Source organism: Cupriavidus neocaledonicus (assembly GCF_000372525.1).
Classification (GTDB): Bacteria; Pseudomonadota; Gammaproteobacteria; order Burkholderiales; family Burkholderiaceae; genus Cupriavidus; species Cupriavidus neocaledonicus.
The window spans coordinates 1-26,189 of sequence record NZ_AQUR01000077.1 but is presented as its reverse complement, the minus strand read 5'-3'; the positions used below and the strand labels follow the sequence as shown (position 1 = coordinate 26,189).

At 66.7% G+C, this 26,189-nt stretch carries 21 protein-coding genes and 2 tRNA genes; 16 read left to right on the top strand and 7 right to left on the bottom strand.

Annotated features, from left to right (window positions below; translation table 11 throughout):
* Nucleotides 1-175: 175 nt before the first annotated feature.
* Together A3AG_RS0105505 and A3AG_RS0105500 are read left to right on the top strand one after the other, a co-directional pair.
* Nucleotides 176-1,384 carry an efflux RND transporter periplasmic adaptor subunit gene (locus A3AG_RS0105505; RefSeq protein ID WP_026163975.1) on the top strand — a complete coding sequence of 403 codons (1,209 nt, stop codon included), beginning with the start codon at nt 176-178 and terminating at the stop codon, nt 1,382-1,384.
* A gap of 4 nt (nt 1,385-1,388) precedes the next feature.
* Nucleotides 1,389-4,502, top strand: coding sequence for an efflux RND transporter permease subunit (locus A3AG_RS0105500; RefSeq protein ID WP_018004454.1), 3,114 nt, complete (start codon nt 1,389-1,391; stop codon nt 4,500-4,502).
* 42 nt (nt 4,503-4,544) lie between these two features.
* Here the strand turns inward: A3AG_RS0105500 and A3AG_RS0105495 are convergent, their stop codons facing one another.
* Both A3AG_RS0105495 and A3AG_RS0105490 read right to left on the bottom strand, forming a co-directional pair.
* A complete protein-coding gene (locus tag A3AG_RS0105495; protein WP_018004453.1) occupies nt 4,545-4,985 on the bottom strand; it encodes a hypothetical protein in 441 nt (146 codons plus the stop codon).
* A 250-nt stretch (nt 4,986-5,235) separates the two neighbouring features.
* Nucleotides 5,236-5,322, bottom strand: a tRNA-Leu gene (locus A3AG_RS0105490).
* A gap of 244 nt (nt 5,323-5,566) precedes the next feature.
* Between A3AG_RS0105490 and A3AG_RS0105485 the strand changes: the two genes are divergently transcribed.
* The gene (locus A3AG_RS0105485) at nt 5,567-5,935 is read left to right on the top strand and encodes a VanZ family protein (protein ID WP_026163974.1); all 369 of its coding nucleotides are present in this window, start codon (nt 5,567-5,569) and stop codon (nt 5,933-5,935) included.
* Here A3AG_RS0105485 and A3AG_RS0105480 read toward each other — a convergent pair.
* Nucleotides 5,910-6,767, bottom strand: coding sequence for a 23S rRNA (adenine(2030)-N(6))-methyltransferase RlmJ (locus A3AG_RS0105480; protein WP_018004451.1), 858 nt, complete (start codon nt 6,765-6,767; stop codon nt 5,910-5,912). The two genes, A3AG_RS0105485 and A3AG_RS0105480, sit on opposite strands and share 26 nt — an antisense overlap.
* Before the next feature lie 161 nt (nt 6,768-6,928).
* Here A3AG_RS0105480 and mnmC point away from each other — a divergent pair, with 161 nt between their 5' ends.
* The 12 genes from mnmC to fabI all read left to right on the top strand — a co-directional run bounded on the left by mnmC (nt 6,929) and on the right by fabI (nt 22,733).
* Complete coding sequence (mnmC, locus tag A3AG_RS0105475) at nt 6,929-8,902, top strand: bifunctional tRNA (5-methylaminomethyl-2-thiouridine)(34)-methyltransferase MnmC2/FAD-dependent 5-carboxymethylaminomethyl-2-thiouridine(34) oxidoreductase MnmC1 (protein ID WP_018004450.1); 1,974 nt, start codon at nt 6,929-6,931, stop codon at nt 8,900-8,902.
* A 231-nt stretch (nt 8,903-9,133) separates the two neighbouring features.
* A complete protein-coding gene (tig, locus tag A3AG_RS0105470) occupies nt 9,134-10,489 on the top strand; it encodes a trigger factor (protein ID WP_018004449.1) in 1,356 nt (451 codons plus the stop codon).
* A gap of 99 nt (nt 10,490-10,588) precedes the next feature.
* The gene (gene clpP, locus A3AG_RS0105465) at nt 10,589-11,239 is read left to right on the top strand and encodes an ATP-dependent Clp endopeptidase proteolytic subunit ClpP (protein ID WP_011615108.1); all 651 of its coding nucleotides are present in this window, start codon (nt 10,589-10,591) and stop codon (nt 11,237-11,239) included.
* 252 nt (nt 11,240-11,491) lie between these two features.
* A complete protein-coding gene (clpX, locus tag A3AG_RS0105460; RefSeq protein ID WP_012352668.1) occupies nt 11,492-12,769 on the top strand; it encodes an ATP-dependent Clp protease ATP-binding subunit ClpX in 1,278 nt (425 codons plus the stop codon).
* A 255-nt stretch (nt 12,770-13,024) separates the two neighbouring features.
* On the top strand, nt 13,025-15,436 hold the full coding sequence (lon, locus tag A3AG_RS0105455) for an endopeptidase La (protein WP_018004448.1): 2,412 nt from the start codon (nt 13,025-13,027) through the stop codon (nt 15,434-15,436).
* Between the two features lie 196 nt (nt 15,437-15,632).
* Nucleotides 15,633-15,708, top strand: a tRNA-Val gene (locus A3AG_RS0105450).
* A 696-nt stretch (nt 15,709-16,404) separates the two neighbouring features.
* Entirely contained in the window at nt 16,405-16,659 is a 255-nt protein-coding gene (locus A3AG_RS0105445) for a hypothetical protein (protein ID WP_018004447.1), read from the top strand.
* Nucleotides 16,660-16,716: 57 nt separating this feature from the next.
* Nucleotides 16,717-17,304, top strand: coding sequence for a hypothetical protein (locus A3AG_RS0105440; protein WP_018004446.1), 588 nt, complete (start codon nt 16,717-16,719; stop codon nt 17,302-17,304).
* A 60-nt stretch (nt 17,305-17,364) separates the two neighbouring features.
* Nucleotides 17,365-19,665: a DUF3141 domain-containing protein gene (locus tag A3AG_RS0105435; protein WP_018004445.1), complete on the top strand. Its 2,301-nt coding sequence runs from the start codon at nt 17,365-17,367 to the stop codon at nt 19,663-19,665.
* Between the two features lie 73 nt (nt 19,666-19,738).
* Nucleotides 19,739-20,677: a phosphate acetyltransferase gene (locus tag A3AG_RS0105430; RefSeq protein ID WP_026163973.1), complete on the top strand. Its 939-nt coding sequence runs from the start codon at nt 19,739-19,741 to the stop codon at nt 20,675-20,677.
* A gap of 4 nt (nt 20,678-20,681) precedes the next feature.
* Entirely contained in the window at nt 20,682-21,872 is a 1,191-nt protein-coding gene (locus A3AG_RS0105425; RefSeq protein WP_018004443.1) for an acetate/propionate family kinase, read from the top strand.
* 81 nt (nt 21,873-21,953) lie between these two features.
* Complete coding sequence (gene fabI, locus A3AG_RS0105420; protein ID WP_018004442.1) at nt 21,954-22,733, top strand: enoyl-ACP reductase FabI; 780 nt, start codon at nt 21,954-21,956, stop codon at nt 22,731-22,733.
* Nucleotides 22,734-22,843: 110 nt separating this feature from the next.
* On the opposite strand, the gene A3AG_RS0105415 is transcribed toward fabI, so the two are convergent.
* The 3 genes from A3AG_RS0105415 to A3AG_RS0105405 form a co-directional block, all read right to left on the bottom strand.
* Nucleotides 22,844-23,722 (bottom strand): NAD(P)-dependent oxidoreductase, encoded by an 879-nt coding sequence (locus A3AG_RS0105415; protein WP_018004441.1) that lies wholly within the window; start codon nt 23,720-23,722, stop codon nt 22,844-22,846.
* Between the two features lie 57 nt (nt 23,723-23,779).
* Entirely contained in the window at nt 23,780-24,403 is a 624-nt protein-coding gene (locus tag A3AG_RS0105410) for a TetR/AcrR family transcriptional regulator (RefSeq protein WP_035847954.1), read from the bottom strand.
* A gap of 249 nt (nt 24,404-24,652) precedes the next feature.
* Nucleotides 24,653-25,138: a DUF6130 family protein gene (locus A3AG_RS0105405; RefSeq protein WP_018004439.1), complete on the bottom strand. Its 486-nt coding sequence runs from the start codon at nt 25,136-25,138 to the stop codon at nt 24,653-24,655.
* Nucleotides 25,139-25,411: 273 nt separating this feature from the next.
* Between A3AG_RS0105405 and A3AG_RS0105400 the strand changes: the two genes are divergently transcribed.
* Nucleotides 25,412-25,813, top strand: a complete 402-nt coding sequence (locus A3AG_RS0105400) for a cupin domain-containing protein (RefSeq protein WP_018004438.1) — start codon at nt 25,412-25,414, stop codon at nt 25,811-25,813.
* Between the two features lie 75 nt (nt 25,814-25,888).
* On the opposite strand, the gene A3AG_RS0105395 is transcribed toward A3AG_RS0105400, so the two are convergent.
* The coding region (locus A3AG_RS0105395) for an amino acid permease C-terminal domain-containing protein (protein WP_276307883.1) at nt 25,889-26,189 on the bottom strand (301 nt) is incomplete at its 5' end.

The window sequence follows — 26,189 nt, the reverse complement described above, 5'->3', positions numbered from 1 at the left end:
CTGACCGGAAAGTTATTTAGTGCCCGTGCCGGCCTCCTGACACCCGCCGGCCAGCCGCCGGCCCACCCGCCGGCCATCGTCAGGCCGCCACCTCGGCCCGCCCAATCGGGCGGCGTAACGAGGGTGGAGCGCGGCCCGCCTGGCCGTTGTACCCATTCCGACTCGTTGCCTACCGATGCCAGTGCTTTGCCAAGTGCCGGAAGTTGCGGCTGCAGAACCTTCTGTCACCCCTGTCGTCACCACGCCGCACCGGCGGGCCAGGCGCCCTGGCCGCGGCACGGCCGTGGCGGCGCTGTCGCTCGCCGGCGCGCTGGTCCTGGCCGGCTGCGGCAAGGCGCCCGAGCCCGCGCCGGAGATCCGCCCGGTGCGCATGATGCAGCTCAGCCCGCATAGTGGCAAGACTGCCTTCGAATTTTCCGGCGACGTGCGCCCGCGCGTGGAGTCGCGGCTGGGCTTTCGCGTCGGCGGCAAGATCGCGGCGCGGCTGGTGGATGTCGGCGCGGTGGTCAGCAAGGGCCAGCCGCTGGCCCGGCTGGACCCGGCCGACCTGTCGCTGGCCGAAGCCGGCTCGCGCGCGCAGTTCGAGGCCGCCCGCACCGACCGCGACCTCGCCGCGGCCGACCTGAAGCGCTACAACGACCTGTTCGCCAAGGGCTTTATCAGCGCCGCCGAGCAGCAACGGCGCCAGGCCAGCTTCGACGCCGCCGAAGCGCGGCTGCGCCAGGCGCAGGCCGGGCTGCGCAGCCAGTCCAACCAGACCGCCTATGCCGTGCTGCATGCCGACGCCGACGGCGTGGTCACCGCCATCGACGCCGAGGTGGGCCAGGTGGTCAGCCCTGGCCAGTCGGTGGTGCGGGTGGCGCAGACTGCTGAAAAGGAAGTGGCGATCGGCCTGCCCGAGGACCAGGTTGGCCTGCTGCGCGGCCTGACCGACGTCACCGTCCATACCTGGGCCGAGCCGCAGCGCGCGCTGCCCGGCCGTGTGCGCGAGATCGCCGCCGCGGCCGACCCGGTCACGCGCACCTACGCCACCCGCGTGAGCGTGCCCAACCCGCCCGCCGACCTCAAGCTGGGCATGACTGCGGTGGTGACCTTCGTGCGCACCGGCGCCGCGCCCGCGCTGCGCGTGCCGCTGACCGCGCTGCTGCAGGAGCAGGGGCGCGACCTGGTGTGGATCTACGATGCCGCCGCCGGCACGGTCAAGCCGGTGGCGGTGACGCTGGGCACGGCCTTCGGCAACGAGATCGAGGTGCGCCAGGGCCTGGCGCCGGGGCAGACCATCGTTACCGCTGGGGTGCACCTGCTGCGCCCCGGGCAGAAGGTGCGCCCGCTGCAGACCGTCGCGCCGGCGTCGGCGGCGGCCGCCGCCCCGAAGCAGGGGTGAGCGGATGGACCATTCCCGCTTCAACCTGTCGCGCTGGGCGCTCGAACACCAGCCGCTGACCCGCTACCTGCTGGTGGTGCTGCTGCTCGGCGGCCTGCTGGCATTCTTCCAGCTCGGCCAGGACGAGGACCCGCCGTTCACCTTCCGCGTGATGGTGGTGCAGGCCTTCTGGCCCGGCGCCACGGCCGAGCAGATCGCGGTCCAGGTCACCGACAAGATCGAGCGCCAGTTGCAGGAAGTGCCCTATGCGGACAAGATCCGCAGCTTCTCCAAGCCCGGCGAGACCACGGTGATCTTCCAGCTCAAGGACACCTCGCCCGCGAAAGAGACCGCGCAGGTCTGGTACACCGTGCGCAAGAAGATCGGCGACATCCAGCAGACCCTGCCGGCCGGCGTGCGCGGGCCCTTCTTCAACGACGAGTTCGGCGACGTCTACGGCACCATCTACGCGCTCTCGGCCGATGGCTTCAGTTACAAGGAGCTGCGCGAATATGCCGACCTGGTGCGCCAGGAACTGCTGCGCGTGCCGTCGGTGGCCAAGGTGTCGCTGATCGGGCTGCAGGACGAGAAGGTCTACATCGAGTTCAACCAGGCGCGCTTTGCCCAGCTGGGGCTGGACATCAACGCCATCGCCGACCAGATCTCGCAGCAGAACAACCTGACCGGCAGCGGCGTGCTGGTGACCCCGAGCGACAACCTGCAGGTGCGGCTGTCGGGCCAGTTCGCCAGCGTGGCCGACCTGGAGAACCTGGTGCTGCGCGGGCCCAACGGCATCGCCAATATCCGCCTGGGCGACATCGCCCACGTCTACCGCGGCTATGTCGACCCCACCCAGCAGCGCATGCGCTTCAACGGCAAGGACGTGATCGGGCTTGGCATCTCGATGCAGAAGGGCGGCGACATCATCGAGCTGGGCAAGAACCTGCGCAGCGCCTTCGAGCGGCTGCGCGGCCAGCTGCCGGTGGGCATCGAGATGGACCAGGTGCAGGACCAGCCCGAGGCGGTGCAGCGCTCGGTGGGCGAGTTCGTGCGGGTGCTGATCGAGGCGGTGGTGATCGTGCTGGCAGTCAGCTTTGTCTCGCTCGGCCTGCACACGCGTCCGCTGCGGCTCGACGTGCGCCCCGGGCTGGTGGTGGCGCTGACCATCCCGCTGGTGCTGGCGGTGACGTTCCTGTTCATGAACATCTTTGGCATTGGCCTGCACAAGATATCGCTGGGCGCGCTGATCGTGGCGCTGGGGCTGCTGGTCGACGACGCCATCATCGCGGTCGAGATGATGGTGCGCAAGCTGGAAGAGGGCTTCTCCAAGATGGAGGCCGCCACCTTTGCCTATACCTCGACCGCGATGCCGATGCTGACCGGCACGCTGATCACCGCGGCCGGCTTCCTGCCGGTGGGGCTGGCACGCTCGACGGTGGGCGAGTACACCTTCGCCATCTTCGCGGTGACGGCGCTGGCGCTGGTGCTGTCGTGGCTCGCCGCGGTCTATTTCACGCCCTACCTGGGCTACCTGCTGCTCAAGACCCGCGGCGCGGGCGCGGGCGAGGCCCACGAGGTCTTCGACACGCCGTTCTACGCGCGCTTCCGCCGGCTGGTGGACTGGTGCGTCAGCTGGCGCAAGCTGGTGATCGCGATCACGCTGGCGGCGTTCGCGCTGGGCATCTATGCCTTCAAGTTCGTCGAGAAGCAGTTCTTCCCGGATTCCAGCCGCCCCGAACTGATGGTGGAGTTGTGGATGCCGGAGGGCACCAGTTTTACCCAGATGGAGACGGAAGCGAAACGCTTCGAGCAGCGGATCGGCAAGGACCGCGACGTCGCCAGCCTGACCACCTTCGTCGGCACCGGCGCGCCGCGCTTCTACCTGCCGCTGGACCAGATCTTCCCGCAGACCAACGTGGCGCAGGTGATCGTGATGCCGGCCAGCACCGAAGTGCGCGACGCGCTGCGCCGGCGCATCATGCAGCTGCTCGACGCCGAGTTCCCGTACCTGCGCGGGCGCGTCAAGCTGCTGCCCAACGGGCCGCCGGTGGCCTATCCGGTGCAGTTCCGCGTGATCGGCCCGGACGCCGCCGCGGTGCGCCGGCTGGCCGACCAGGTCAAGGCCGAGATGCGCGCCAACCCCAATACCGTCGGCGTCAACGACAACTGGAACGAGAACGTCAAGATGCTGCGCCTGGAGATCGACCAGGACAAGGCGCGCGCGCTGGGCGTGACCACCCAGGCCATCGCCCGCGTCACGCAGACGGTGCTGAGCGGCGTGCCGGTGGGTCAGTACCGCGACGGCGACAAGCTGATCGACATCCTGATGCGCACGCCGCGCAATGAGCGCGACGCGATCTCTGACCTGAACAACATGCTGGTGCCGGCCAGCAGCGGGCGCGTGGTGCCGCTGACGCAGGTGGCGCGCGTGACGCTGCGCTCCGAGCCCGGCGTGGTCTGGCGCGAGAACCGCGACTTCGGCGTGACCGTGCAGGCCGACGTGGTCGACGGCATCCAGGGGCCGACCGTCACCGCGCAGATCAACCCGAAGCTGGACGTGCTGCGCGCGCAGCTGCCGCCGGGCTACCGCATCACCGTGGCCGGCGCGGAAGAAGAAAGCGGCAAGGCCGGGGCCTCGATCGCGGCGCAGCTGCCGCTGTGCATCTTCATCATCTTCACGTTGCTGATGCTGCAGCTCCACAGCTTCTCGCGCGCCGCCATGGTGTTCCTGACCGGCCCGCTCGGACTGATCGGCGCCGCCGCGACGCTGTTGCTGCTGCGTGCGCCGATGGGCTTCGTGGCGCAGCTGGGCATCACCGCGCTGCTGGGCATGATCATCCGCAACTCGGTGATCCTGGTCGACCAGATCGAGCAGGACATCCGCGCCGGCGTGCCGCAATGGACCGCCATCGTCGAAGCCGCGGTGCGCCGCTTCCGTCCGATCATCCTGACCGCGGCGGCGGCCGTGCTGGCGATGATCCCGCTGTCGCGCTCGATGTTCTGGGGGCCGATGGCGGTGGCCATCATGGGCGGGCTGATCATCGCCACGGTGCTGACGCTGCTGTTCCTGCCGGCGCTGTACGCGGCATGGTTCCGCGTGCGGCGGCCCGAAGACGGACCGGGCGCCGTGGCCGTGTGACGGCCGGCGCCACGGTCCTGCGCTACTGCACCAGGCCTGCGCCTAGTTGCAGATCGTGCCGGGAACAGGCTTGCCCGAGGCGGTCAGCCCCTGGCACGCGTCGCCGCTGGCCAGGCTGGTATCCGACGCCGAGGCCGGCGACAGCTTCAGCTTGCCGGCCACGGTGCAGCACCCGCGCGGCGGTGGCGGGTAGGGGCTGCGTTTGATAGTGGTGCCGGTTATCGTGGCTGGGGCGCTCGGGGTTACCGAAGTGGTCGGTACCGGAGTCACCTCCGCCGCCGGCGCGGCAGCCGCTGCGGCAGCACCGGCCTTTGGTGGACCGCCCGCTTCAGCCGACTCTTCTACTTCGGGATAGACGCATTGCCCATGGTGGCAGATCCGCTCACCTTTGCACTGCATGTCGTACTGGCATCCGGCGGCCTGTGCGAACGATGTCCAGCCAGCGGCCATCGACGCTGCCAACAGCAAGGCAGGGAATTTCATATGCCCTCCGCGGGGCTGAGGTGATCATGCCGGGCACCACCTGCGCAGTGCGCACGGCGGCTCCGACATCTTCAGCATAGATCGCCGCAGGGGTCCGCGAAAGGCGGTGCCACTCAGGTGTTCTACCACCTGCGGCAAGCGGGCGCACGCGCGCGTCATCGCTTCGGCACGCAGCGGCTGCCGCATGGCCGGTCGAAGCCGATAGAAGTCTTTCGGGGGAAGGTTGTCAGCCCGCCACTTGGAAGGCGGGTGGTGCGAGGGAGGGGACTCGAACCCCTACACCATTGCTGGCGTCAGGACCTAAACCTGGTGCGTCTACCAATTTCGCCACCCTCGCGGTCCTTGCGGCGCTGCCCGGGCGGGCGGCCGCGATGCTCGTTGCCGGAGACGAAAGCAAAAAAGGCGGCTGGAAGTGCCCGCCTTTGCCGTCTTCTTGCCGGATCTGCCGCCGGCAGCCCGCAGTGCAACGAGGTTGCGGATTGTAGCGCAAGGCGCGGGGGGAATCCAGCCCCGTGGCGACCGCGCGCCGTGGCGGGCCCGTGCCGCTATATTGTCGGCTTTCCAGACCTCCGTTTCCGCCCATGCTTGCCGTTCCGACCCTGACCCCGCTGCGCTGGCGCCTGCTGTTCTGGGCCTGCGCCGCCGCGATGCTGGCGCTGTCGCTGATGCCGCCGACGCAGCCGCTGCCGACCACCGGCTGGGACAAGGCCAACCACGCGCTCGGGTTTGCGCTGCTGGGCCTGCTGGGCGCACGCGCCTACGCCGCGCGCGGCTGGCCGCTGTGGCTGGGCCTGGTCGCGTATGGCGGCGTGATCGAGCTGCTGCAGGGGCAGACCGGCTACCGCGAGGCCGACTGGCTCGACCTGCTCGCCGACACGGTCGGCGTGGCCGCGGCCCTGGCGCTGGACTGGCTGGTGCGCCGGCTCAGCGCTCCTCGGCTTCGAGCGTGAAGCCGGCGCCGTCGTCCTGGCCCAGCAGGTCGACCAGCACCGGCATGGCCTGCTGCAGCGATTCCTGCAGCCGCCACGGCGGGTTGACGATGAACATGCCGCTGCCGTGCAGGCCGAGGCCGCCCTCGACCGGGCGCTTGACCGTCAGGGTCACATGCAGCCAGCTCTTGAGCGGCAGGCCCTGCAGCTGCACCGGCAGCTGCAGCGCTTCGCGCCGCTGCACCTGCGGGTACCAGACCGCGTAGACGCCAGTGGCAAAGCGCTCCAGCCCGTCGCGCACGGTCTGCACGGTGCGCGCGTAGTCCTGCTTGTCTTCGTACGACGGATCGACCAGCACCAGCGCGCGCCGCGGCGGCGGCGGCAGGATGGCCTTGATGCCGCCGAAGCCGTCGCCGTCGTACAGCATCACGCGGCGCCCGGCGCCGCGGAAGTTGTCGCGCAGGACCTGGATCTCGGTGCTGTGCAGCTCGAACAGCCGCAAGCGGTCGTGCTCGCGCAGCATCTGCCAGGCCAGCCAGGGCGAGCCCGGGTAGTGGCGCAGGTTGCCATCCGGGTTGAGCGCGCGCACCTGGTCCAGGTATTCGTCCAGCAGCGGCGGCAACTGCGTGCCACTTGCGGCGGCGCGCCACAGCGGCGCGATGCCGGTCTCGAATTCGGCCTTCTTCTGCGCGTAGGCGTGATCCAGCGCATAGAGACCGGCGCCGGCATGGGTGTCGATGTACCAGAACGCCTTGTCCTTCTGCGTCAGGTGCTCCAGCAGTTGCACCACGACGGCGTGCTTGAGGACATCGGCGTGATTGCCGGCATGGAAGGCGTGACGATAGCTGAGCATGTGGAGCGGGGCGCCCTGGCGGCGCAAGATCGGAGGCGGACGGCGAGGCGGTCCGCGGCAAGGCCGCTATGCTACCATCCGGCGCCAGTTGCTCATCCTGGTCCTTCCCACGCCCGTGGTGCTCCGGCCGGGGCAATTCGCTTCCACAGACTTTTCCATCCATGCCGCGCGCACTCGAGCCCGCCGAGCCGATCCTGTCGGCCGAGGGCACTCCGTATTCGCCCCGCTACGACGACGTCTACCACAGCACCGAAGGCGGCCTGGCGCAGGCGGCCCATGTCTTCCTCGGCGGCAATGGCTTGCCCGGGGCATGGGCCGGCAAGCGGCAGTTCGTCATCGTCGAGACCGGCTTCGGCCAGGGGCTGAATTTCCTGGCGACGTGGCAGGCGTGGCGCGACGATCCGCAGCGCTGCGGCACGCTGCATTTCATCTCGATCGAAAAGCATCCGTTCACGCGCGCGGGGCTGGCGCAACTGCATGCCAGCCTGGACGGGCTGCAGCCACTGGCGCAGGCGCTGCAGGCGCAATGGCCGCTGGCGCTGCCCGGTTTGCACCGGCTGGCGTTCGAGCAGGGGCGCGTGGTGCTGACGCTGGCGCTGGGCGATGCCGAGGCCATGCTGCCACGGCTGGCCGCCGGTGCCGATGCGTTCTACCTCGACGGCTTCTCCCCGGCGCGCAATGCCGACATGTGGTCGCCAGCGGTGTTTCGCGGCCTGGCGCGGCTGGCGCGTCCCGGCGCCACGCTGGCGACGTATACCGCCGCGGGGTTTGTGCGGCGCGGGCTGAAGGAAGTCGGCTTCGAGGTCGGCAAGGCGCCCGGCTTTGGCGGCAAGCGCGACATGACGGTGGCGCGCTTTCGCCCGCAATGGAAGTCGCGCCGCCACGCACCGCCGTTGCCGGGACAATGGGCCGAGCGCCATGCCATCGTGATCGGCGCCGGGCTGGCCGGCTGCGCAGTGGCCGAGCGCCTGGCCGCGCGTGGCTGGCGCGTGACCCTGTTCGACGCCCATGAAGGTCCGGCGCGGCAGACCTCGGCGCATCGCGCCGCGGCCATGCATGCGCATGTGTCGGCCGATGACAGCCTGCTGTCGCGGCTGTCGCGTGCCGGCAACCAGTACGCGCTGTGCGCGTGGGCGGCGCTGGCCGAGGCCGGGCATCCGGTCGGCTGGCACGGCTGCGGCGTGCTGCAGATCGGCGCGGACGAGGCCGAAGGCGAGGCCCAGCGCGCCGCGCTGGACGCCATGGGCTTGCCGCAGGATTTCGTGCGCTGGATGAGCGCCGCCGAGGCGGCCTCGGCGCACCACGCCGGCGTGCCGCGCGGCGGCCTGTGGTTCCCGCAGGGCGGATGGGTGGCGCCGCCGGATATCTGCGCGGCGCAACTGGCGCATGCAGGCGCTGCTGTCACAGCGCGCTTCGGCTGCCGGGTCGGCGCGATCGCACGCGTCGACGGCCAATGGCAGGCACGTGCGCAGGACGGCGCCGTGCTGACGTCGGCACCGGTGCTGGTGTTGGCCAACGCACACGAGGCGCAGCAACTGCTGCCGCAGCAACACTGGACCCTGCGGCGCGTGCGCGGCCAGCTGACCACGCTGGCGGCCGCGCAGGTCGACGCGCTCGGCGGCTGGCCCGACTGCGTGGTCACCGGTGCCGGCTACCTGCTGCCGCGCGCCGCCGACGGCAGCGGCCGGGTCGGCTCGAGCTATGACGAAGACACCGGCCCGCTGGTGGCGCAGCCGGCGGTCCACGCCGCCAACCTGGCCCGGCTGGCCGGGCTGCTGCCGGCCCAGGCCGATGCGGTGGCGACGATCGATGCCACCGACGTGTCGGGCTATGTCGGCGTGCGCACGGTCACGCACAACCGGCTGCCGCTGATCGGGCAAGTGCCTGACGAGGCCGCCGCGGTGGCGCAGGCCGCGGCGCTGCGGGGCGCGCACCTGCGCGACCTGCCGCGCCTGCCCGGGCTCTATGCGGCGCTTGCCTATGCCTCGCGCGGCCTGACCTGGGCCGCGCTGGGCGCGGAACTGCTCGCCAGTCAGATCGAAGGCGAGCCGCTGCCGCTGGAGTCGGACCTGGCCGATGCGGTGGATCCGGCACGCCTGCTGCTGCGCGCGCTGCGCCATGGGCAGGCAGCGTAGCGCGGTGCGCCCGGGCCGCGGGGTTGCGGTGCGTTCCGGGCAAAATCTGCCGGAAGCGAATCAAAACCGTGCGATAATCCCCGTTTTCCGTTTGCGCGGAGCTTTCCGTTCGCCGGTGCGCTGCCCTGGCCGTCCTTGTGGTGACGGCGCCGTGGCGGTAAAGCGGGCGGTACGCGTACAAGACGGCAGCACCTACGAACACAACTACATTTCTGGATTGGATCTACGACCATGTCGAACGTGATTGAGAACCTCGGCAAGCTGGACCGCAAGGTGACCCTGGCCATCCCCAAGGCCGAAGTGGAAAAGGAAAAGCAGGAGCGCCTGGTTCGCCTGTCGAAGACCGTGAAGATGTCGGGCTTCCGTCCGGGCAAGGTGCCGATGAAGATGGTCGAGAAGCAGTACGGCCAGCAGGTCGAGTTCGAAGTGCGCTTCGACAAGGCCGCGCGCAAGTTCTTCGACATCACCAAGGAACAGGACGTCAAGGTTGCCGGCCAGCCCAAGTTCGAGATCAAGAACGAAGGCGTGGGCGAGGATGAAGTGGCGTTCGACGCCACCTTCGAGGTGTACCCGGAAGTGACCATCGGCGACCTGTCGGCGGCCGAAGTCACCCGCACCAGCACCGAGATCACCGACGCCGAAGTCGACAAGACCATCGACATTCTGCGCAAGCAGCGCGTGCACTACCACGCCCGCGGCGAAGCCGGCGAGCATGGCGACGGCGGTGCCGACGTCAGCGCCCAGAACGGCGACCGCGTGACGCTGGACTTCGTCGGCAAGATCGACGGCGAGGAGTTCGCCGGCGGCAAGGCCGAGGACTTCCCGTTCGTGCTGGGCGAAGGCCGCATGCTGCCCGAGTTCGAGCAGGCCGCGCTGGGCCTGAAGGTCGGCGAAAGCAAGACCTTCCCGCTGGCCTTCCCGGCCGACTACCACGGCAAGGAAGTGGCCGGCAAGACCGCCGAGTTCACCGTGACCCTGAAGAAGATCGAGTGGGCCCACCTGCCGGAAGTGAATGAAGCCTTCGCCAAGTCGCTGGGCATCGCCGACGGCAGCGTCGACAAGATGCGCGCCGACATCCGCGAGAACCTCGAGCGCGAAGTGAAGCGCCGCACGCACGCCATGCTGAAGGACCAGGTCATGGAAGCGCTGCTGAAGGCGAGCGAGCTGGACGTGCCCAAGGCCCTGATCGAGCAGGACCAGGAGCGCCTGGTCGAGATGGCCCGCCGCGACCTGGAACAGCGTGGCATGCCCAACGCCAAGGACATGCCGATCCCGGCCGAGATGTTCGCGCAGCAGGCCGAGCGCCGCGTCAAGCTGGGCCTGATCCTGGCCGAGATCGTCAAGGCCAACGGCCTGGAAGCCAAGGCCGACCAGATCAAGGCCGAGATCGAGGACTTCGCCAAGAGCTACGAGGACCCGAAGGAAGTCATGCGCTGGTACTACGGCGACCAGCAGCGCCTGGCTGAAATGGAAGCCTACGTGCTCGAAAACAACGTGGTAAATTTCGTGTGCGGCAAGGCCAAGGTCACCGACAAGAAGGTGTCCTTCGAGGAACTCACCGCCGAAGGCAACTCGCAACAAGCCTGAGGCCGGAAGTGACCGGCAGCCCCGCGCCACGGTGCGGGGCCCGGACTTCCCGAGTTACCCGGATTGCCTTGCGATCCGATGAATCCATGGAGAACATGCATGACCCGCAATGATTTGCTTGACCGTCTCGCCACCACGCAGGCTTCGGCACTGGAAACCCAGGGCCTGGGGCTGGTGCCGATGGTCGTCGAGCAGTCCGGCCGGGGCGAGCGCGCCTATGACATCTACTCGCGCCTGCTGAAGGAGCGCGTGGTGTTCATGGTGGGCGAGGTCAACGACCAGACCGCCAACCTGGTGGTGGCACAGCTGCTGTTCCTGGAAAGCGAGAACCCCGACAAGGACGTGTCCCTGTACATCAATTCGCCGGGCGGTTCGGTGTCGGCGGGGCTGGCCATCTACGACACCATGCAGTTCATCAAGCCGGACGTGTCGACGCTGTGCATGGGCATGGCGGCCAGCATGGGCGCCTTCCTGCTGGCGGCAGGCGCCAAGGGCAAGCGTTCGGCGCTGCCCAACTCGCGCATCATGATCCACCAGCCGCTGGGCGGCGCGCGCGGCCAGGCCTCGGACATCGAGATCCAGGCGCGCGAGATCCTGTACCTGCGCGAGCGGCTCAACACCATCCTGTCGGAAGTGACGGGCCAGCCGGTCGAGAAGATCGCGCGCGATACCGATCGCGACAACTTCATGAGCGGCGACCAGGCGGTCGACTACGGCCTGATCGACAAGGTGCTCGCCCGCCGCGGCTGATGCGGCGCGCCGCCGTAGCCTCTGGTGCGACGGCGGCCGGCCGCGCTGGCTGGGCCCAAATGGCGAAGGCTACACCGGAACGAGGCCCCGTGCCTCGTTTTTTGCATCGGAAGCTGTGAAACGGGGCCTTGGCCCCACAGCCGGGGGGAACCGCCGGTGGTGCCAATTGTTTTGGCGTATGATGCGTTTGAAGCGTATCGCCGAGGAGCCTGTCGCCCCGCGGTGTGCGCACTGCAAAAGTGACTGATTCCTATGGCGGACAAAAAAGGTTCATCCAGCGAAAAGCTTCTGTACTGCTCCTTCTGCGGCAAGAGCCAGCATGAGGTCAAGAAGCTGATCGCCGGCCCGTCGGTGTTCATTTGCGACGAGTGCATCGACCTGTGCAACGAGATCATCCGCGATGAGGCCACGGCATCCGAGAAAGACGCCGCCGCGGCCGCGCGCTCCGACCTGCCCACGCCCCACGAGATCCGCGAAAGCCTGGACCAGTATGTGATTGGCCAGGAACAGGCCAAGAAGATCCTGGCCGTGGCGGTCTACAACCACTACAAGCGCCTCAAGCACCTCGGCAAGAAGGACGATGTCGAGCTGTCCAAGAGCAACATCCTGCTGATCGGGCCGACCGGCTCGGGCAAGACGCTGCTCGCGCAGACGCTGGCGCGCTTGCTCAACGTTCCCTTCGTGATCGCCGACGCGACCACGCTGACCGAAGCCGGCTACGTCGGCGAGGACGTCGAGAACATCATCCAGAAGCTGCTGCAGAACTGCAACTACGAAGTCGAGAAGGCGCAGCGCGGCATTGTCTACATCGACGAGATCGACAAGATCTCGCGCAAGTCGGACAACCCCTCGATTACGCGCGATGTCTCCGGCGAAGGCGTGCAGCAGGCCCTGCTCAAGCTGATCGAAGGCACCATGGCATCGGTGCCGCCGCAGGGTGGCCGCAAGCATCCGAACCAGGACTTCCTGCAGGTGGACACGACCAACATCCTGTTCATCTGCGGCGGCGCCTTCGATGGCCTGGAGAAGGTCATCATGCAGCGCTCCGACAAGACCGGCATCGGCTTTGCCGCGCAGGTCAAGAGCAAGGAAGAGCGCGACGTCAGCGAAGTGCTGCCGCAGACCGAGCCGGAAGACCTGATCAAGTTCGGCCTGATCCCCGAACTGATCGGCCGCCTGCCGGTGGTGGCGACGCTGGCCAAGCTGGACGAGGCCGCGCTGATGCAGATCCTGGTCGAGCCCAAGAACGCGCTGGTCAAGCAATACCAGAAGCTGCTGGCGATGGAGGGCGTCGAGCTCGAAATCCGCCCGGGCGCGCTGAGCGCCATCGCCCGCAAGGCGATCCGCCGCAAGACCGGTGCCCGCGGGCTGCGTTCGATCCTGGAGCAGTCGCTGATGGACGTCATGTATGACTTGCCGAATTACAAGGGCGTGCAAAAGGTGGTGATCGATGAAAATACGATCAACGGCGATGCGCCGCCGCTGCTGATGTATGAGGAGCAGCAGCCCAAGGTGGCAGGGTCTAACTGACGCGAGGCCTGCCAGAGTGGTCAGAGGTCGGCACCACACCGGCAGCAGGGCGGAAAAGGCCGTTCGCGTAGAAGCGAGCGGCTTTTTTTGTTTATTTCTACCGACGAGAGGGAGGAAACGCGGGTATGCTGTTTCAGAGGGGCCACCAAGTGCAGGTAGCGGCATCTGCCTGGCTTGATGAATCGATCGGCACGTATCTTGTAATCGATTCGGGCGGCCCAATTTACGCCTTAAATGACTGACTTGGGGAAAATGATGTCCGGAACACAACTCCTCCCGGCCGAGCCGATTCGCCTGCCACTGTTGCCGCTGCGCGACGTGGTGGTGTTTCCGCACATGGTGATCCCGCTGTTCGTGGGACGCCCAAAGTCCATCAAGGCGCTTGAGACTGCGATGGAGGCGGGCAAGAGCATAATGCTCGTGGCCCAGAAGACGGCGGCCAAGGACGAGCCGACCGCCGACGACCTGTACGAGGTCGGCTGCATCGCCAATATCCTGCAAATGCTGAAGCTGCCCGACGGTACCGTGAAGGTGCTGGTCGAGGGCACCCAGCGTGCCAATATCCGCGAGGTGAGCGAGGACGATTCGCACTTCATGTGCGAAGCCGTGCCCGTGCCGCCCGCGCCTGGCGAAAGCGCCGAGACCGAGGCCCTGCGCCGCGCGATCGTGTCGCAGTTCGACCAGTACGTGAAGCTCAACAAGAAGATCCCGCCGGAGATCCTGACCTCGCTGTCGGGCATCGACGAGGCGGGCCGCCTGGCGGACACCATCGCCGCGCACCTGCCGATCAAGCTCGAGCAGAAGCAGAAGATCCTGGAGATGGTCAACGTGACCGAGCGCCTGGAAAGCCTGCTTTCGCAGCTCGAGGGCGAGATCGACATCCTGCAGGTCGAAAAGCGCATCCGGGGCCGCGTCAAGCGCCAGATGGAGAAGAGCCAGCGCGAGTACTACCTGAACGAGCAGGTCAAGGCCATCCAGAAGGAACTGGGCGAGGGCGAAGAAGGCGCCGACCTGGAAGAACTCGACAAGCGCATCAAGGCTGCGCGCATGCCGAAGGAAGCCAAGAAGAAGGCCGACGCCGAATTCAAGAAGCTCAAGCTGATGTCGCCGATGTCGGCCGAGGCCACCGTCGTGCGCAACTACATCGACACGCTGGTGAACCTGCCGTGGCGCAAGAAGAGCAAGGTCAACAACGACCTGGCCAATGCCGAGCGCGTGCTGGATGAAGACCACTACGGCCTGGAAAAGGTCAAGGAACGCATTCTCGAGTACCTCGCGGTGCAACAGCGCGTGGACAAGGTGAAGGCGCCGATCCTGTGCCTGGTCGGGCCTCCCGGCGTGGGCAAGACCTCGCTCGGCCAGTCGGTGGCGCGCGCGACGAACCGCAAGTTCGTGCGCATGGCACTGGGTGGCGTGCGCGACGAAGCCGAGATCCGCGGCCACCGCCGTACCTACATCGGTTCGATGCCGGGCAAGATCCTGCAGAGCCTGTCCAAGGTCGGCGTGCGCAATCCGCTCTTCCTGCTCGATGAAATCGACAAGATGGGCCAGGATTTCCGCGGCGATCCGTCGTCGGCGCTGCTCGAGGTACTGGACCCGGAACAGAACCACACGTTCCAGGACCACTACATCGAGGTGGACTTCGACCTGTCCGACGTGATGTTCGTGGCGACGTCGAACTCGCTGAACATTCCGCCGCCGCTGCTCGACCGCATGGAAGTGATCCGCCTGTCGGGTTACACCGAGGAAGAGAAGCTCAACATCGCCACGCGTTACCTGCTGCCGAAGCAGATCAAGAACAATGGTCTGAAGGCTGGCGAGATCGAGGTCACCGATGCCGCGATCCGCGACATCATCCGCTACTACACGCGCGAAGCCGGCGTGCGTTCGCTCGAGCGCGAGGTGTCCAAGATCGCCCGCAAGGCGGTCAAGCTGCTGCTGTTGAAGAAGGAGTCGGGCACGATCAAGGTCGATTCGGACAACCTGGACAAGTTCCTGGGCGTGCGCAAGTACGACTTCGGCCTGGCCGGCAAGGAAAACCAGGTGGGCCAGGTGACCGGGCTGGCGTGGACCGAGGTGGGCGGCGACCTGCTGACCATCGAAGCCGCGATCATGCCGGGCAAGGGCAACATCACCCGCACCGGTTCGCTGGGCGACGTGATGAAGGAGTCGGTCGAGGCCGCGCGTTCGGTGGTGCGTTCGCGGGCACGCCGCCTGGGCATTACGGATGAGATGTTCGAGAAGCGCGACATCCACATCCACGTGCCCGAAGGCGCGACGCCCAAGGACGGCCCGTCCGCCGGCGGTGCCATGACCACGGCGCTGGTGTCGGTGCTGACCGGCATCCCGGTGCGCGCGGATGTCGCCATGACCGGCGAGATCACGCTGCGCGGCGAGGTGCTGCCCATCGGCGGCCTCAAGGAGAAGCTGCTGGCGGCCCACCGTGGCGGCATCAAGCTGGTGCTGATCCCGGAGGAAAACGTCAAGGACCTGGCCGAGATCCCCGACAACGTCAAGAACGCCATCGAGATCGTGCCGGTGCGCTGGATCGACAAGGTGCTGGAACTGGCGCTCGAGCGCAAGCCCGAGCCGTTGCCGGAAGAAGATGCCAAGCCTGCCGAGGTGGCGGACAAGGCCACGGCCAAGGTCGAGCGCCTGCATCACTGACGACGCGTCGGCCGCATGAACGAAGCGCCGCAGGGCAGCCATGCCCCGCGGCGTTTTTTTGTCCGCGTGGCCTTGGCAAACCGAAATCACCTGTATTAAACTTGCGCCCTCGCAACGCAAACCACGGCATCTGCCGCGAGGTGCGGAGCGTTCAGTGTTCAGCGAGTTGCAGGCAGACAGCCTGCGATGGTCGAGCGGGTGCTTAGCTCAGTTGGTAGAGCGGCGCCCTTACAAGGCGTAGGTCGGGGGTTCGAACCCCTCAGCACCCACCACCGCGAGGCTGGCAAATCAAGGACTTAGAGTAATCTAGGTCCTTTTTTTATGCCTGTTTCACTACCGTATCCTGACACACGCCTCCAAGCTCGAAGACCTGAGGCTGATGGAGGCGCCACGCACCCCGGCCCGCCACGTCGGGAGGCGGTGGCTGCGCGCAATCCCGTCGGCGGGCCCGACCCCTGTCATGGAAACGGAAACGCACAGCACCGTTTCAGGGCGACTCCCTGGCGGTCGACCTGCCCATCAAGTGACGGAAGCCCCATGCCTTTTCGGCCGGCATCGTCGTGCCCGCGAAAATTCCTTTGCTGACACGATGAGGATCCGCTTTACTCAGTTCACCGTGTTTGACGTCATCGCTTTCCCCTGACGCAATGGAGCGCGAGGTCGATGCCCTGTCGATCACGGCCTGCTTCCCGCGGTACTACCTCCGAAGCTGGACAGCCTCGAAGGCCCACACGTGCCAGTGCCGCAATCAGCAAGCATGCGCATGCGCCCGAGGGGAGAGTCCGGTATCAGTCGTGTAAATAAAAAAATCTTCTTATTTCTTTATCGAAAAAGATTCAGTTCTGTTTTGCGCAGGGCGGAAGCTAGAGTTGGTGATCGGCGTGCACATAAGCGGACACACAGCCTGAGTCGTCGGCGATGCTGTCGACTGCGTCTTCGGATTCCCGTCCTAACCTCGGAGATGAGTCATGTCTATTCTCTTGCTTGGAAATCTGGACGCCGCAGCCACGGATGAGGAAATCGGCTCCTTTCTGGTGAAGTACGGGTTCCCCGAATACACCAGCATCGAACACATGCCAGGCGACGGTACCAGGCCTGCGGTGCGGCTGACCTTCGATACGCTCGACGACGACACCCTGGACAAGCTGCGCGAGCGTATCCACGACATGTTCTGGAGAAGCCACAAGATTTCTGCCCTGGTGCTGAGAGAGCGCTTCAGCTGAAGCGCCGGCATCGGGCCGCGCGGCGCATGCAGCAATACCGACAGGAGGGGATACCACATGAAACCCGGCACACTTGTGATTGCGGCTGTGATGACCGCAGCCAGCGCTCTCGCGGCGGCGCAAACCGAAACCAGCGTGGGTGTCACGCAGACGCCCGAAGGCGCCACTGCGACCGGCACCGCGACGCTGACTGCCCGCATCGTCAAGATCGATGCGCCGACACGTAAGGTCTCGCTCAAGTCGGCGGACGGCAAGACCACCGATATCGTGGTGGGGCCGGACGCGCGCAACTTCGAGCAGCTCAAGGTCGGCGATACCGTCACGATCGCGTACAGGGAAGCGCTTGCGCTGAGCCTGAAGAAGGGCAGCGGGCCGCTCGCCGTGCATGAGCGCGAGATCTCGGAGCGCGCCGCGCCGGGTGCCAAGCCGGGTGGCACGATCGGCAGGGAAGTGACCATCACGGCTGACGTGGTCGATTTCGACACCACCGCCAGGAGCGTTACCCTGAAGGGTCCGAAGGGACGCACCATGGTGCTGCTGGTGGGGGACCCGACCCGCTTGAACGGCATCAAGAGAGGCGACCGGGTCGAGGCGGTCTATACCGAAGCCGTTGCCGTGTCGGTGCAGCCTGCCGCCGCCCGGTAGCGGACAGGTGCCGGCTCGCCTTGCCGGCGCGCGGTGTGAAAGATTCCAGCGGAGAACAGTATGGATGCGGCAAAGCAACTGGTGCGCGCGCGCGAAGTGGGCCTCAAGACCGGCATGGTCCTGCAGAAGCGCCTCAAGCATGCACAGGAGGGCTACAGCGACCGTGTGCAACAGGCGGTCGGCGCTTCGGGCGGCCCGGCCATCCCGGGGGGCGGGCTGGACCCGATGAGCGGCTATGCCTATGCCATCGACAGCATGCAGCGCGCGGTCCTGTTCTGGGACACGCTGCGGCAACGGGGCAACAACTTTGTCGAGAACACCATGCAGGGGCTCAGGCCGGTCCTGCATTTCGGCTACGAAACCATCCTGGACGGGCGCCAGTTCGAACGGCCCGTCAACTACGCACTGCTGAAGATCACGCCACCCGACTGCGTTACCATTGATGACAGCCGCCGCCCCTATGTCATCATCGATCCGCGCGCCGGCCACGGCCCGGGCATCGGCGGCTTCAAGGACGACTCGCAGGTGGGCGTCGCGCTGCGTGCCGGCCACCCCGTCTATTTCGTCATCTTCTTTCGCGACCCGGAGCCGGGGCAGACCCTGCTCGACGTATGCGATGCCGAGCAACAGTTCATCAAGCGGGTGCGCGCGCTGCATCCGCGCAGTGCCAAGCCAGCCATCATCGGCAATTGCCAGGGCGGCTGGGCAGCGATGATGCTCGGCGCCTCTGACCCGGACGACACCGGGCCCATCGTCATCAACGGCGCGCCGATGTCGTACTGGAGTGGTGCCTGGAGCGAGGGCGAAGGCGATAACCCGATGCGCTATTCCGGCGGCTTGCTGGGCGGGACCTGGCTGGCGTCGTACACGGCGGACCTCGGCAACGGCAAGTTCGACGGCGCCTGGCTGGTGCAGAATTTCGAGAACCTGAATCCGGCCAATAGTCTCTGGGACAAGTACTACAACCTGTACCGCAAGGTCGATACCGAGCCGCCCCGCTTCCTGGAATTCGAGCGCTGGTGGGGCGGCTACTACCTCATGAACCGCGAGGAAATCGAATGGATCACGCGCAATCTGTTCGTCGGCAACAAGCTCTGGAGCGGTGATGTCAAGGGGTCCGCCGGCAAGGCGTTCGATCTGCGCGAGATCCGCTCGCCGATCGTGCTGTTTGCCTCGATGGGCGACAACATCACGCCCCCGCAGCAGGCCTTCAACTGGGTCGCTGACATGTACGGCAGCACCGAGGAGATCAAGGCGCGCGGTCAGGTCATCGTCGGCATGATGCACGAGAGCGTCGGCCACCTCGGCATCTTCGTCTCCGGCAAGGTCGCGCAGAAGGAGCACGCGCAGATCGTCTCGGTGCTCAAGAGCATCGAGTTGTTGCCGCCGGGACTCTACGCCATGCGGATCCATGAGCGCACGGGCAGCGCGGGCGTGGAGTACGAGGTCGAGTTCGAGGAATATTCGCTCGAGGAGATTGCACGCAGGCTCAACCGCTTCGAACGGGTAGACGAGAAGCCGTTCGAGGCGGTCGCGAACCTGTCAGACTTCACGCAGCGCGCCTACGAACTGTTTGCGCAGCCTTATGTCCAGGCGGTGTCCAACGAGATGACCGCGCGGGTGCTGCGCGAATTCCATCCGCTGCGCATGCAGAACTGGCTGTTCTCGGACCTGAACCCGTGGATGGCGTGGCTCAAGCCGGCCGCGGACACGGTCAGGGCCAACCGGCAGGCACTGCAGCCGGACCATCCGCTGCGGCAACAGGAACAAGCGGGCTCGGAAATCCTCAGCGCCAGCCTGGACGCCTACCGGGCCGTGCGCGATGCCATGACCGAGTACACCTTCTTCAACGTGTACGCCAACCTGTTCCCGTTCCTGACAAGGAGCGAGCCTGCCGCACGCGCCGGCGCAACGGCCGCTATCGCGCCGGAGGAGCTGCCGGAGGTCAAGGCGGCGCTGGCCGCGGTTGCGCGTGGCGGATACGCCGAGGCCATCGCCCGGCTCGCCTGCCTGCTGAGCCGCAAGGGCGAGCCATTGCCACTGTCCCGGCTGGAGTTGGGCAAGGAACTGGTGACGGACTATGCGGATCTGCTGCCGGATCTTGCACCAGATGCCTGGCGCAAGATCCGCGGCCAGCAGGACCTGATCGCGCGGTACGCGCCCGAGCAGGCGCTCCAGACCCTGCCGACGCTGCTCAGGAACCAGGCCGACCGGCAGCGGCTGCATGCGCTGGCGGAGAAGCTGCGTAACGATGAGCGGCTGCTTGGCGCCACGCCCACGGCCGAGCAGGCAACCATGCTGGACAAGATCCGCGCAGTGCTTGACGCCAGGCCGGAACGCGCGTTCAAGCGCGCGTCGTAGCGTATCGCTGCGCGCCGTGGGTCGCCTGCAGCGCGGGCGGCCGGCACCGATGATCCTGACGCAGGAGCAAACCATGAACGCCAGGCATGAGAAGTACCAGCGTCTGATTGATTACTGCAAGACCATGCCGGCCACGCCTACCGCGGTGGCGCACCCGTGCGACCAGGCCGCGCTCGAAGGCGCGGTGGAGGCCGCACGGCTGGGCCTGATCGCGCCGATCCTGGTCGGGCCGCGCGCCCGCATCGAGGACGCCGCCCGCGCCGCCGGCATCGACATCCGCGACTACCCGATCGTCGATGCCGAGCACAGCCATGCGTCAGCGGCCGCCGCCGTGCAGCTGGTGCGCGAAAGCAAGGCCGAGGCCCTGATGAAGGGCAGCCTGCACACCGACGAGCTGATGGGGGCGGTGGTCAAGGGCGACAGCGGCTTGCGCACGGCCCGGCGCATCAGCCACTGCTTCGTGATGGATGTGCCGGGGCATGAAGACGCGCTGATCGTCACGGACGCCGCGGTCAATATCGCGCCGACGCTCGCCGAGAAGGCCGACATCCTGCAGAACGCCATCGACCTGGCCCACGCGCTGCGGGTCGATGAGGTGCGCGTGGCAATCCTGTCGGCAATGGAAACCGTCAACCCCAAGGTGCCGTCCACGCTCGATGCCGCCGCACTGTGCAAGATGGTCGACCGCCACCAGATCACCGGCGCTGTGGTCGACGGCCCGCTGGCGCTGGACAACGCCATCAACCTGGATGCGGCGCGGATCAAGAAGATCGATTCGCCGGTGGCGGGGCGCGCCAATGTGTTGCTGGTGCCGGACCTGGACGCCGGCAACATGCTCGCCAAGAGCCTGACCTTTCTGGCCGGCGCCGACGCCGCGGGCATCGTGCTGGGCGCGCGCGTGCCGATTATCCTGACCAGTCGTGCCGACTCGGTCACGACACGGCTGGCCTCCTGCGCGGTGGCCGCGCTGGTGGCCAGGGCGCGTCGCGAATCCGGCCAGGTGGCGGGGTGATGCCATGGCCGAACTGATCCTGGTCCTGAATGCGGGTTCGTCGAGCATCAAGTACTGTGCCTACGATACCCATGACGACGCCTTGCGGCTGGTCCTGCGCGGCAGCCTCGACGGGCTTTACACGGCACCGGCATTCCGCGCGATGGACGGGACGGGAGCCGAAATCGAGACCAGGCAGTGGGCTGCCGGCAGCGAACTCGGGCACGAAGGGGCCATCTCTTTCCTGGCGGATTTCCTGCGCGCCCACGGCGAAGGGCATTCGCTGAGCGCGGTGGGACACCGGGTTGTCCATGGGGGCGTGCGTTTTACCGGACCTGAGCGGGTGACCGAGGCGCTGCTGGCGGAGTTGGACACGCTGTGCCCGCTCGCCCCGCTGCACCAGCCTCACAACCTCAAGCCGATCCGCATCCTCGCCGAGCGGCGTCCGGAGCTGCCACAGGTCGCCTGTTTCGATACCGCTTTCCACCGGGCGCAGCCGGAGGTGGCACAGGCATTCGCGTTGCCTGCCGAAGTGACCGGGCGCGGCGTCCGCCGCTACGGCTTCCACGGGCTTTCCTACGAGTACATCGCCGGGGTCCTGCCGAGCGTCGACGCTGCCGCGGCGGCAGGGCGCACGGTCGTTGCCCACCTCGGCAACGGCAGCAGCATGTGCGCAATGGTGGGGGGGCGCAGCGTCGCCAGCACCATGGGCTTTACCGCGGTGGACGGCTTGCCGATGGGAACGCGCTGCGGCAGTCTCGATCCGGGCGTGATCTTGTACCTGATCAGCGAACTCGGCATGGAGGCGCGGGCCATCGAGGACCTGATCTACCGCAAGTCCGGCCTGCTCGGCGTCTCCGGCGTGTCGAGCGATATGCGCGCGCTGCTCGCCAGCGACGATCCGCGAGCCCGCTTTGCCATCGAGTTGTACACCTACCGCATTGCCCGGGAGCTTGGCTCCCTGGCCGCTGCCGCGCAGGGCCTGGACGCGTTGGTCTTTACCGCGGGCATTGGCGAGCATGCTGCGCCGATCCGCGAGCGCGTCTGCCAGCTCGCGGCATGGCTGGGCGTGAGCATCGATGCCGCGGCGAACGACAGCGGCGGGCCACGCATCAGCCCGGCGTCGAGCCCGGTCCCGGTGTGGGTCGTCCCGACCAACGAGGAGCTGATGATTGCCAGGCATACCAGGGAGGTCCTCGCGGCACAGGCCCGATGACCTGGTCACCGACCCGGGCTGATGACGGGGCACGGGCACCGGCGGCGCCACCGCAGCAACGAACCCATCAGGGAAAGCGACATGACAGCCGAGAAACATCCGATCCTCGCCAACACCCGCGCGCTCGTCTGCGGGATAGCGAATGAACATTCCATTGCTTACGGGTGCGCCAAAGCCTTCCGCGAACTGGGAGCGGAGATCGCGATGACCTATCCCAGCGAAAAGGCGCGGCAATTTGTCGAGCCGGTGGCGCAGGAGCTTGGCGCTTCCATCTTTATGCCGCTGGATGTCACGCATCCGGCCGAGATGGACGCGTTGTTTGCGCGCATCGGGGAGCAGTGGGGCGGGCTCGATATCCTGGTGCATTCGATCGCCTGGGCGCCGAAAGACGATCTGCAGGGTGGTCTGCTCAACTGTTCGGCAGAGGGCTTTGCCAAGGCAATGGATGTGTCCTGCCATTCCTTCGTGCGGATGGCCCGCCTGGCAGCGCCGCTGATGGGAAACGGTGGCACGATGTTCACCATGAGCTATCACGGCGCCAACAAGGTGGTGCCGAACTACAACGTCATGGGTCCGGTGAAGGCCGCCCTGGAAGCCGTGTCACGCTATCTGGCGTACGAGTTGGGCCCGCGCGGCATTCGCGTGCATGCGATCTCGCCAGGGCCCTTGCAGACTCGCGCGGCGTCGGGGCTGAAGGGCTTCGATCTGATGCTCGCCGATGCCGTGGAGCGCGCTCCGCTTGGCGAACTGGTCGACATCATGGATGTCGGGTACACCTGCGCCTTCCTGGCGACGCCATACGCCAGGCGGCTGTCGGGCGAGACGCTGTATGTGGATGGCGGCGTCAATATCATGGCGTGAACGGCCTGCATACATGTCGACATCGCGGCAGACATCGCACGGCACGCCGGAGTCTGGTGGGCATGTTGTTGTCGTGACGGCCGCGATGTCGTCGCAGGTACGGTGGCCGTTCAGGCCTGCCCGGCACGGCGGGCGGACGTGCGCGACAGTGCCGCCCAATCCAGGTGGCCTTCGCCATGGGCAAGGCTTTCGATATGGGTATCGCGCAGCGTACTGGCCAGGGGAAGGGGAACGTTCACCTGTTCCGCGGCTGCCAACGCCAGGCGCACGTCCTTGAGGCCGAGCGCGAGCTTGAATCCGGCTGGTTCGAAGCGCTCTTCAGCGATGGCCTGCCCGTACCCCTTGTAGACGGGGGCGGCGAAGGCCGTGGACATGACCAGTTCCAGAAAGCCGGCCTTGTCTACCCCATGGCCATGCGCCAATGCCACGGCTTCGCCCATGGTGCCGATGGCGCTGGCGATCATGAAATTCACGGCAAGCTTGGCGGCATTCGCCTGCTCTGGCCGCTCCCCGAGGTGCCAGGTCTTTTGGCCGAGTACATCCAGCAGCGGCTGCACGGCGGCAATGGCCTTGGCGTTGCCGGCAGCCAGGATGTTGAGCTGGCCCGCTTCCGCAACGTTTACCCGTCCCAGCACCGGCGCGGCAATGTAGGCTAAGCCTTGCGCCTGGTGCAACGCAGCCAGTTCGGCTGCCAGCGCCACCGATATCGTGGCCATGTTGACATGGATCGCTCCCCGCCTGAGCGCGGGCAGTGTCCGCGCATCCAGTATCGTGGCGCGGGTAGCTGCATCGTCGGCCAGCATCGAGATCAGCACGTCCGCGTCGGCCACCGCCTCGACCGGTGTGGCGGCGATTTGCGCGCCGAGCGCGCCCAATTTCGCCACCGGCGCGGGCGAGCGATTCCAGGCCCGCACCGCATAGCCCGCCTTGAGCAAATTGGTGGCCATTGGCAGGCCCATCGTGCCGAGGCCGAGAAAAGCGATCTTCATAGCAAGTTCTCCTTGGTTAAAAGGGAATGAACGTTTCCTAAATAGCCAAAAATTTTTTCAGGTTAATACCTTGAGCGCAGCGGCCGCCACGGCCTGCATCTGTGCGCGGCTGCGCCCGGTCTTGCCGACGACGCGCATGCCTTGCGTCAGGCACAGCAGCATCTGCGCAGTCGCTTCGACATTCACATGGGCCGGGATCGAGCCGTCTTCCTGGCCCTGGCGGATCAGTTCGGCGAGAAACGCCTCGTTGCGCGCCAGCGCGCCAGCGATATGGCGGGCGACGGGTTGGTCGAATGCACACAGTTCCACCGTGCTGCCGACGACCAGGCAACCTTGTCGGCCAGCCGCGCCCTGGGCGGAGTCGGCATAGAAGACCAGGGTGGCGCGCAGGCGCTCCAGCCCGGTGCCGGCGTTGCCGAGCGCGCGCTGCAGTGTCTCCGACCGCTGGGCGCGGTAGCGCTCGAACGCCGCCAGGAACAGCGCTTGCTTGTCCTTGAACGCCTTGTAGAGGCTGCCTTGCGCGACGCGCATGGCGCGGGTGAGATCGGTAATCGAAGCGCCGTGGTAACCGCGTTCGCTGAACACGCGCACGGCCCGATCCAGTGCCTGGTCGACGTTGAACTCGCGTGGGCGGCCCCGACTGCGGGAGCCTGTGGTGACGTGAGGCCGGGTCGCGCTCATGCTGGTGGATTTGCAAATTGGGAAACGATTTCTCCCAATATAGCACCTCATCGCCGCCTCGTCATGACGGCGCCTGTCGCATCGGCTTGATGGGGACAGGCTTTGCGCCCGGTGTCCGGGCCGCTTCAGGCTGCAGCAGCGCGGGCACAGTCGGGGGCACGGCGGAAGCTGCGGCAGCCCATCATCGGCTCGCCATCAGCATGATCCGCGAGTTTTCGTAGTGCACGCTACAGACGGGCAAGAATCCGCTCAATGCCGGTGGGATCCGGACGGCGATGCCGGCGGCGAGCCCTGGGCCCTCACGTCAGGCACCGTGACGGCGACCACCTCGGTGGCGAGGATCTTGTGGCCGGGATCGGCCAGCTCCAGGCGTAGCCTGTGCGGCCCCGGCGGGAGCCCGACCACGATGATGGGATCCTCGCTCGTATGGGCCCAGGTGCCAGGGCCATCGTCAACCGTCACGTGCAGGTGCCCGAGGCGAGGCGAGATCTCGGTGGCGGCCTTGCCGAAGACCGGCATCACGCGGAAATTCTCGGTGCGAAACTGGACGATGACGACGCCGCGCGCGAGCGGCTCCGGCAGCGCCGCATACGGCAGCAGCTTTGGTGCGGGTTCGCTGCCAAGGGGAAGGATGGCAGGCGGGCGGATGGCGTCTTGTGCGGGTTGCGCGGAGGCGCTCGCACAGAACGCGGCTGCAATGCCGGCCACTGAAAGGGACTTGAGGATAGGGTGCATGGCGCTTTCCTTTGATGCGGAGGTTGCCTCCACACGCACATCCGGGGCGGAGGTGACGTGTGATTTCAGGATAGGCCTTGCATCAGAGCACGCCGTCGCGGCGGGCTGTCGGGAGTTTTGTATGACAACGTAGCGGCGCAACCCGCTGATACGAACGAATACATTAAGTGCCGGGTTTCGCTACAGCCGGGATACATCCGCGTCATTCAATGCTGCCCAGGCAACGTATATCCGTTGCTTGCACATATCCCAACCCGAAAAGGACACGCCCAAATGCCTCTCGCCAAGCTTGCCACCGCCGCCATGACCGTCGCCTGCCTCGCCGCAACGATACACAACGCCCACGCACAAACGCCGGGAATCCATCGGGCCGACCTGGTCAGCCATGAGCTCAGCGTTGCGGGCAAGGAAGGCGTTCAGGTGCGCGTAGACTTTGAACCGGGCGCATTCGCGCCCAGGCACGCGCACCCGGGTGAAGAGATTGCCCATGTATTGCAGGGCAGCCTTGAGTATCGGCTTGGCGATCAGCCGCCGGTGACGCTGAAGGCAGGCGAATCGCTGTTCATCCCGGCAGGCACGCCGCATTCCGCGCGGAATGTTGGCAGCGGCCTGGCATCGGAATTGGCAACCTATATCGTCACGAAAGGGGCGCCGCTGGTTGTGCCCGTGAAATAGAGGTTCCCGGCCGCTGACCGGGAACGGGTGGACGACTTGTGATTCCCGGGTTCGTTTCGCCACCCGTATTGGCGTCTATCCGGCGGCGCTGTGCAGCACGGCATTGCGCCGCGCATAGGCAAAGTAGATCACCAGCCCCAGCGCCAGCCACACCAGGAAGGCGACCCAGGTCAGCGCCTGCAGGTGCGCCATCAGNAACAGGCAGAAGCCGATCGACAGCAGCGGCACCACCGGCACGCCCGGGCAGCGGAACGCGCGCGGCAGTTCGGGCCGGGTCTTGCGCAGCACCAGCACCGCCACCGAGATCAGCGTAAAGGCCGCCAGCGTGCCGATATTGATCAGCTCGGCCAGCACGTTCAGCGGCACGAAGGCGGCA

Coding starts and splice junctions, on each gene's coding strand:
- A3AG_RS0105505 (WP_026163975.1), top strand. CDS start 176: ATGCCAGTGCTTTGCCAAGTGCCGGAAGTTGCGGCTGCAGAACCTTCT.
- A3AG_RS0105500 (WP_018004454.1), top strand. CDS start 1,389: ATGGACCATTCCCGCTTCAACCTGTCGCGCTGGGCGCTCGAACACCAG.
- A3AG_RS0105495 (WP_018004453.1), bottom strand. CDS start 4,985: ATGAAATTCCCTGCCTTGCTGTTGGCAGCGTCGATGGCCGCTGGCTGG.
- A3AG_RS0105485 (WP_026163974.1), top strand. CDS start 5,567: ATGCTTGCCGTTCCGACCCTGACCCCGCTGCGCTGGCGCCTGCTGTTC.
- A3AG_RS0105480 (WP_018004451.1), bottom strand. CDS start 6,767: ATGCTCAGCTATCGTCACGCCTTCCATGCCGGCAATCACGCCGATGTC.
- mnmC (WP_018004450.1), top strand. CDS start 6,929: ATGCCGCGCGCACTCGAGCCCGCCGAGCCGATCCTGTCGGCCGAGGGC.
- tig (WP_018004449.1), top strand. CDS start 9,134: ATGTCGAACGTGATTGAGAACCTCGGCAAGCTGGACCGCAAGGTGACC.
- clpP (WP_011615108.1), top strand. CDS start 10,589: ATGACCCGCAATGATTTGCTTGACCGTCTCGCCACCACGCAGGCTTCG.
- clpX (WP_012352668.1), top strand. CDS start 11,492: ATGGCGGACAAAAAAGGTTCATCCAGCGAAAAGCTTCTGTACTGCTCC.
- lon (WP_018004448.1), top strand. CDS start 13,025: ATGTCCGGAACACAACTCCTCCCGGCCGAGCCGATTCGCCTGCCACTG.
- A3AG_RS0105445 (WP_018004447.1), top strand. CDS start 16,405: ATGTCTATTCTCTTGCTTGGAAATCTGGACGCCGCAGCCACGGATGAG.
- A3AG_RS0105440 (WP_018004446.1), top strand. CDS start 16,717: ATGAAACCCGGCACACTTGTGATTGCGGCTGTGATGACCGCAGCCAGC.
- A3AG_RS0105435 (WP_018004445.1), top strand. CDS start 17,365: ATGGATGCGGCAAAGCAACTGGTGCGCGCGCGCGAAGTGGGCCTCAAG.
- A3AG_RS0105430 (WP_026163973.1), top strand. CDS start 19,739: ATGAACGCCAGGCATGAGAAGTACCAGCGTCTGATTGATTACTGCAAG.
- A3AG_RS0105425 (WP_018004443.1), top strand. CDS start 20,682: ATGGCCGAACTGATCCTGGTCCTGAATGCGGGTTCGTCGAGCATCAAG.
- fabI (WP_018004442.1), top strand. CDS start 21,954: ATGACAGCCGAGAAACATCCGATCCTCGCCAACACCCGCGCGCTCGTC.
- A3AG_RS0105415 (WP_018004441.1), bottom strand. CDS start 23,722: ATGAAGATCGCTTTTCTCGGCCTCGGCACGATGGGCCTGCCAATGGCC.
- A3AG_RS0105410 (WP_035847954.1), bottom strand. CDS start 24,403: ATGAGCGCGACCCGGCCTCACGTCACCACAGGCTCCCGCAGTCGGGGC.
- A3AG_RS0105405 (WP_018004439.1), bottom strand. CDS start 25,138: ATGCACCCTATCCTCAAGTCCCTTTCAGTGGCCGGCATTGCAGCCGCG.
- A3AG_RS0105400 (WP_018004438.1), top strand. CDS start 25,412: ATGCCTCTCGCCAAGCTTGCCACCGCCGCCATGACCGTCGCCTGCCTC.